At 39.3% G+C, this 6,017-nt stretch carries 4 protein-coding genes; all 4 read right to left on the bottom strand.

Going from position 1 to position 6,017, the window contains the following annotated elements; genetic code table 11:
- Positions 1-231: 231 nt before the first annotated feature.
- Positions 232-1,893 (bottom strand): Tn7-like element transposition protein TnsE, encoded by a 1,662-nt coding sequence (locus MO867_RS20020; protein ID WP_252472400.1) that lies wholly within the window; start codon positions 1,891-1,893, stop codon positions 232-234.
- A gap of 193 nt (positions 1,894-2,086) precedes the next feature.
- The gene (locus tag MO867_RS20025) at positions 2,087-3,436 is read right to left on the bottom strand and encodes a TnsD family Tn7-like transposition protein (protein WP_252472402.1); all 1,350 of its coding nucleotides are present in this window, start codon (positions 3,434-3,436) and stop codon (positions 2,087-2,089) included.
- Between the two features lies 1 nt (position 3,437).
- Complete coding sequence (locus MO867_RS20030) at positions 3,438-5,075, bottom strand: ATP-binding protein (protein ID WP_252472404.1); 1,638 nt, start codon at positions 5,073-5,075, stop codon at positions 3,438-3,440.
- The gene (locus tag MO867_RS20035) at positions 5,068-5,976 is read right to left on the bottom strand and encodes a Mu transposase C-terminal domain-containing protein (protein ID WP_252472406.1); all 909 of its coding nucleotides are present in this window, start codon (positions 5,974-5,976) and stop codon (positions 5,068-5,070) included. The genes MO867_RS20030 and MO867_RS20035 overlap by 8 nt, the downstream gene beginning before the upstream one ends.
- Positions 5,977-6,017 lie beyond the last annotated feature (41 nt).

Genomic DNA, 6,017 nt, shown 5'->3' on the forward strand with positions numbered 1-6,017 from the left:
AGGCTTTTATTGGACAAATTCAAATTTTTTGAGGTTAGTACTGAATAGTTACAATAAAATAAGGACAAAACAAAGATGCAGCATTCGTGACAAACAGAACTATTTTCAGAAAACACAGATTTAAGTATATTTTTAAATCTATTAACGAGTACAGTTGTTCCGATTGGTCGGTCTTGAATTTGTGAAAAAGGTGTTTGGGCTCGCAGTGCCTAGTACACTTGTACTTCAGTTTTACATACCGATTATTTTCTGCGCAGCTCTTTCTACCCATGAATTCAAAGCATCATTTTCACTTATTATTTTGTTATCCGGATGTGCCAAATACTCTTGAATAGACGTATATTCGGAAATATAATTTCGCTTCCAGCTCATTGCAGCCAAACCTTCATCCTTGTATGATGTCATCAATTCATCTAGGATATCTAAATAAGTTGATTTTGTGTCTCCCGCCCGAAAAAATAAAGTTGAAAGGCTTTCAGATTCTTCTGTACCATCTTTTTTAGTTTTATTCGTTAGTTCAATTTCCAGGATTTGAATAAAAGTTTTTTGATCTTTTTCAATCACTGCATGACAGTAGCGACGAGGGCGATTATCAACTAAATGTTGAGTACGGCAACGCATTTGAGGCACATCACCTATCTTGCTCTCAATTTTCCAACCATGTTTATCCTTCAGCTTATCTAACATTTCTTGAAAAAATACAATCTTTTCTGGCGCATCGATGAGATCTGGCGGATCTAGATTATCAACATCTACTCTCACCCCTTTACCTTGATCAGAGCCTTCTAGCAAACTGCCCAATTCCTCTGATGTTTGCTCCTCAATCTCATCAAGCAGATCCGAGTCAATATTGTGAGGTAGAACATTAACATGCCTTGGACTGCGTCTAGTATCTATTTCGACCTCAAAATTAAGACCACTTCGACTCAGCTTTATCATATATCTTTTAATGCTTGCCTTAGGCCGGTTATCCGGGTCTAATTCGCTTATATTAACCAGTGGTTTTATCTTTAAAGCTGATTTCGATTCATTACGTTCTTTTAATTTATCTTCCAAAAGTAGCTTGTCGTCCGGGTGTGGAAAGTTAATAGTGTCAATATCCGGTGGTTTCAAACCAGAAACATATCTTATTTCTCGTATGTATACGTGGTTATTCTCAAATTCTCTTCCTGTGAAGCCTGCAAAAGAGAACTCGCAATGACTAAGATCTGGCGGATTGAAATCAAATGTCCACCGCTCAGAGTTATTACTCAACTTTGTATAACGATTGATATTTTGAAAGATAGATCCGAAACTTTTTTCCACCTCAGGAAAGAAAAATAGCCAAATAAAGAACTTTCTAAATTGTAAACTATTCAAATATCGAACAGGAATATTTGAAGATAGTTTTACCTCACCAGTCCAATCTTCCTTCCAAGCTTTACCCAGCTGCCAGGTATTACCCTGATTCACGGCGGCACGAGCTACCTCTGCGGAGTGGAAAAAAAGCATGCGGGCCAACTCAGAAACTGGAAGCCAGTATACTTTTTCACTGGTATTAATTTTATATATAAAACAATCATCAAACTGAGAAGAAAACCCTTGAGCACGCCGTAATGAATTCGGAAGATTTCTAAAACAAACTCTTTGCCAGCTATTTTGTTCAGGCAACTTTATAGTTTCTGTCCAACCCTGAGCTTTATTCTCTACTGATGTCATAGGGAATATTTTCCCAGGCGTTAGCGCTGGTAGGCAATCAATAGGTAGAGACTTGCGAAAGTAACCTTTCTCTTGGTTCTGGAAATAACTGACAACACGCCACTCTTGACCTGCTTTACGGTACCAATCTCCTAGTACCATCAGCTTGGATCCTTTAGGTACCCCTCGAATTCCAATTTCATCGATTTCTGACATAGCTATCGTTGGCCTCTCCCTTGTTCCAACCTCAATATTTCTTTTTCAATTTTTGGTGTTACTAATTCTGAACGAATACCAGCGAACCTTAATAGCCTCCATTTTTTCACTTCGAGTTTCAGCTCTTCGATTTTTTTATAAGCAAATCTCAAACGGTGTAATTGGAAGTCTTCAACAGACTCAGAATGGGATGCTAGCCATTCTCGGGTTTCAGGTAGCTTATGTAAGTATTTTTCAACTGAATTAGCACGAGGTAATTTTTTAATAAAAATGTTTTTGTTAATCGACATCGCTTAGGCTTAAATGACAAATCCTTGTGAATCTTATTGAGAGTAATAACATTATATTTATCCCATTCACGACAATCTGCTTTATAATGCAATTGATTCTCCGGCCGATATTTAGGTCTATTGTTCATTAACCATTGATAATCATTTCTGTACAACCAAGAATACAAGGCACCCCCGCCTGGTGTTTTCCTTATATTTTTGATACCTAAACTTTTGTGCTTATCAAGAAAATTGAGCCATAGTTGCCTATGTTGCTTAACCTCCTCAGACTTACCTCCTTTTAGCCTGTTAGTCATGGTATTTGAGTCTTGACTCGGCGCTGAAAAATTTTTCACCTTTGATAAAATTTGAGTAATTGAAATATCTGGAGCGAGCGCAGTAATTACCAAGAGATGCCTGAGTGGGTGGAATGATTTTCTATGCTTTCTGAAGATATTCTTTAGCCAATGATTTTCGATAGGTTCGATAAAGTACTTCTCAAAGATTGAACCTTTCCACACCTGCTTCATAACAAGGTATATTTTTTGATACTGAATCCTGTTTTTCTCTATAAATCCAAGATCGTGTGCTAGATTATGATAAAACATGGTCCAACGATTAGCACCGAATCCATCAAGAAAGGGCTCTTCGAGAAGCTCTAGGTATTTGTCATTTAGTACCTTTTCATTATGGTGCAATTTTAATTTTCTAATAACGCTTGAGCTACAAGAAGCTGCGGCAGTAAAAAAATGATGTTTTTCTTTTGGGTGAAAGCTAACTTCTGAATTATTTAAAAGGCAAGAATGTTTTTTACAGAAATCTAAGCCTTGTAATTGATGGGATCGCTGCCAATAAGCTTCGCCATCTAATGCCAATTGATCTGTCATGCAGGCTGAGCAATAACGAAAAAAGGAGAGTTGTTTGATTGAGCTAGCTGTTATACCAACTCTCGTATGGATATTACCACCGATATCTGAAGTCATTGACTGTTTAACTGACCTTGCCTGTTCTTCAGAAAGAAAGGGCAGATAAATCGGGGCAAGTGTGTAAGTACCGATAAGATTATCAACCGTGGTTGACCAAACAGTACTCAGATTTTGCACCAAAGCATTCAGGTGGCTTGGAAGATCAGGAATAGCGGTAGCTGTCCTTGAGGAAAAAACATCTCGTAAGACTGCCTTCTGACTATTCTCCTGACCAGTATGAAGCGCGTATCGCGCTATGGCACTGTATAGTAACTCATCTTTATACAGAGTAGGGAAGTAACCGAGCATGTCATCCTGCCAGCAACCCTTCTATAGGATAATTTATCCCTTGTTCCACTACAGATTCATACATCGAACCTGACTTACTTGCATAGAGCTTTCTGAGGTCATTTTTAGAAAGCTGTGGCCAGCTTTTCCTGCTTGTGTACTCTGGTTTGGGTTTCTTGACTTTCAGCCCTTTCGTATCTGTGAGAGCGGTTGTAGCTAGCTGGATAATTTGTATTAATTTCAAACCTGGATCTTTTGCAAGTGCATCAGTAATCAACGGTTGAGCAATATCTCGAGCTATACCCATTGAAGTTATCGTTTCTATTGCTGTATTTGCAATACTGGTTTCCGTTGGATCACCTAGTTCAATACTTTTTGCCTTTTCTAAAGGCTTCGCGATTAGCTGATTAACAGCATTGATCATATTACTTTCAAGCTTTGGAAAAATTAGATCATTACAGTCTTCAATTTTTCGACGGTTTCCGGAACGAAGCGCATCAAGCATTGGTTTCACAATTGAAAATTCATCCTCAAAAACTTGAGTTAATAGTTCTGGAGAAAGTGCTTCTTCTTGTGGGATATCCGCTAATAAAATGGCACGTGATTGGGCAAGACAAAATAACTTAACAACAATATCTGGAACACCCTGGCTTAATTCGTATAGCTTATTATTTAATGGCTCACTCCGCTCAACTATTTTGTGCAACCACTGGTAGGGCCATAGCTCTTCGAGAAAATCCTCCCAACTTTCATCTTTTGGTAGCCGGTCCCAAACAACACTACCATCGCCACTAGCGCGACGCGCTTGTCTGAATTCACTGGCAAATAAACGCAATGCCTTAGGTGTACCAATTAAAATAACAGAAACTTCAACAACATTTACCAATGTCACTAAAAAGTTGATCATTTTTTTCTCACCACCACTCTTGGCAAGACTCATATGCTGGAACTCGTCGATGACAACCAAGCCTACAGCATGGATCAAGCAAAGATCTGCAACATCAGCCATCATTTTGCCGATCGTCGGCCTGCCGGATGCGTATTTTGCACGATAGTCAATATTGAGGCGTCGACCCAAAGCAATAAAGAAGCTCAAGCAAAAGTCAGAAAGAGACCCATCGTGTGGACAGTCAACTTTCAACCACGGTACTTGCAACATATGATACTTTGGGTGGTAGATCACACGCGGGTAAGTGTTAAGTACCAAATTGGTTGTTGTTGATTTTCCTGCACCAGATATACCTGCAATCGTCATGGATGATGCTGGCGAATCTGCTTGATCATGGATGTACGTTGTTAAATCTTCTTTTTGAACTAAATCTCTAATTGAGTTCAGTTTACGTTTGAAAGTCGCTTTTTCTGGGTTTCTATTTAAATAACTACATCGAATTAGTTTTGATAGTTTCTGCTCAATAAGGATATGGTTGGTTTGAGAAACGAAGAAATCTCGGGTCAGGCGGTTAATGGCATGCGTTCTGATATGACACGGTAAATTTAATTCTTCTGCTTGGTAGTGTGGTCTTTTGGAGAGTGCCTTAGCCACTTCTATTGGGCTCATTATTTGAGGTAATGCAGAAATTAGCGGGTTCTCACTGTACTCAGGTAGTCCTTGGTTTTTATATTCTGCTTCAGGAAATCGCGTATTCTGGGGGTTATTCATCCGACTTATCTTCCTTCAATAGATCCTTTAGCCGTGCTGGAAGCTTAAAGCTCTTCTTCCCAGGGCTCCCGCCATGAATTGGCGTGACGGTAGCTATTGATGCATCTTGGGCGACAGCGCTGTTTCCTGTTTTCTTTTGCCTTTCATACTGCCTTTCACCTCGCTTATTCTTAGAGATACCCTTTGCTCTTTTAATCTTTTCAGATTTTGAATACGCAGGCTGCTGTTTTTTAGAGTCATCTTTAATTTGCTGAAGATCATTGACTAGATTCACTGAACCTGAGCGTTTCTTCAGCTTAGAAGTTACCGCTACATCTAGAACCATATCTTGGGCAGCCCACAGCTCCCATATGGTGATATCTGCATAAGCTCGGCTACGTGAAGTGAGGTTTGCAGGTATAAATTCAGCGTAAGAATCGGTGGGCCTTAGATATATTATATTGGTACTATATAAATCGTAAGCTACGGTAACTGTTTTGGGGCCTCGATAGTTTTCTTCAAACCATCCCCAATCTAAAGCTTGCTTACAGCTATAATAACAACCAAACAGTTTTAAACCATGCTCTGTGACCGTTGCATTGGTGTGTGGCAATAAGTTAATAATTACCAACTGCGGATCAGGTCTTCTTAATAGACCTGTTCGATATTTGATACCCCAATTCCAAAGAGTGAGCGGGTTCGCCGGTAAAGTTTTAGGTACCCCAGAATCAATATCGTAGGTACTTACGACATGATCATTGTTGTAATGAAGCACAATCTTAATGATCATCTTAGAGAACTCTTTTAAGGTCAGCACCCCGTCCTGTCGATAATCATTACCGTGACGTTTTTTGCCAATTGGGTTCTTTGTCACGTAGCCTTCGACAAAAGGCTTCATTTTGGTTTGAACGAGGGTGTTCAAAACTCTGTGTCAGCTAAACGGTTTATAGGCTGATGTATTTC

Source organism: Microbulbifer okhotskensis, assembly GCF_023895975.1.
Lineage (GTDB): Bacteria > Pseudomonadota > Gammaproteobacteria > Pseudomonadales > Cellvibrionaceae > Microbulbifer > Microbulbifer okhotskensis.

Excerpts from the sequence above, each read along its gene's own strand:
- MO867_RS20020 (WP_252472400.1), bottom strand. The coding sequence starts at position 1,893 with ATGTCAGAAATCGATGAAATTGGAATTCGAGGGGTACCTAAAGGATCC.
- MO867_RS20025 (WP_252472402.1), bottom strand. The coding sequence starts at position 3,436 with ATGCTCGGTTACTTCCCTACTCTGTATAAAGATGAGTTACTATACAGT.
- MO867_RS20030 (WP_252472404.1), bottom strand. The coding sequence starts at position 5,075 with ATGAATAACCCCCAGAATACGCGATTTCCTGAAGCAGAATATAAAAAC.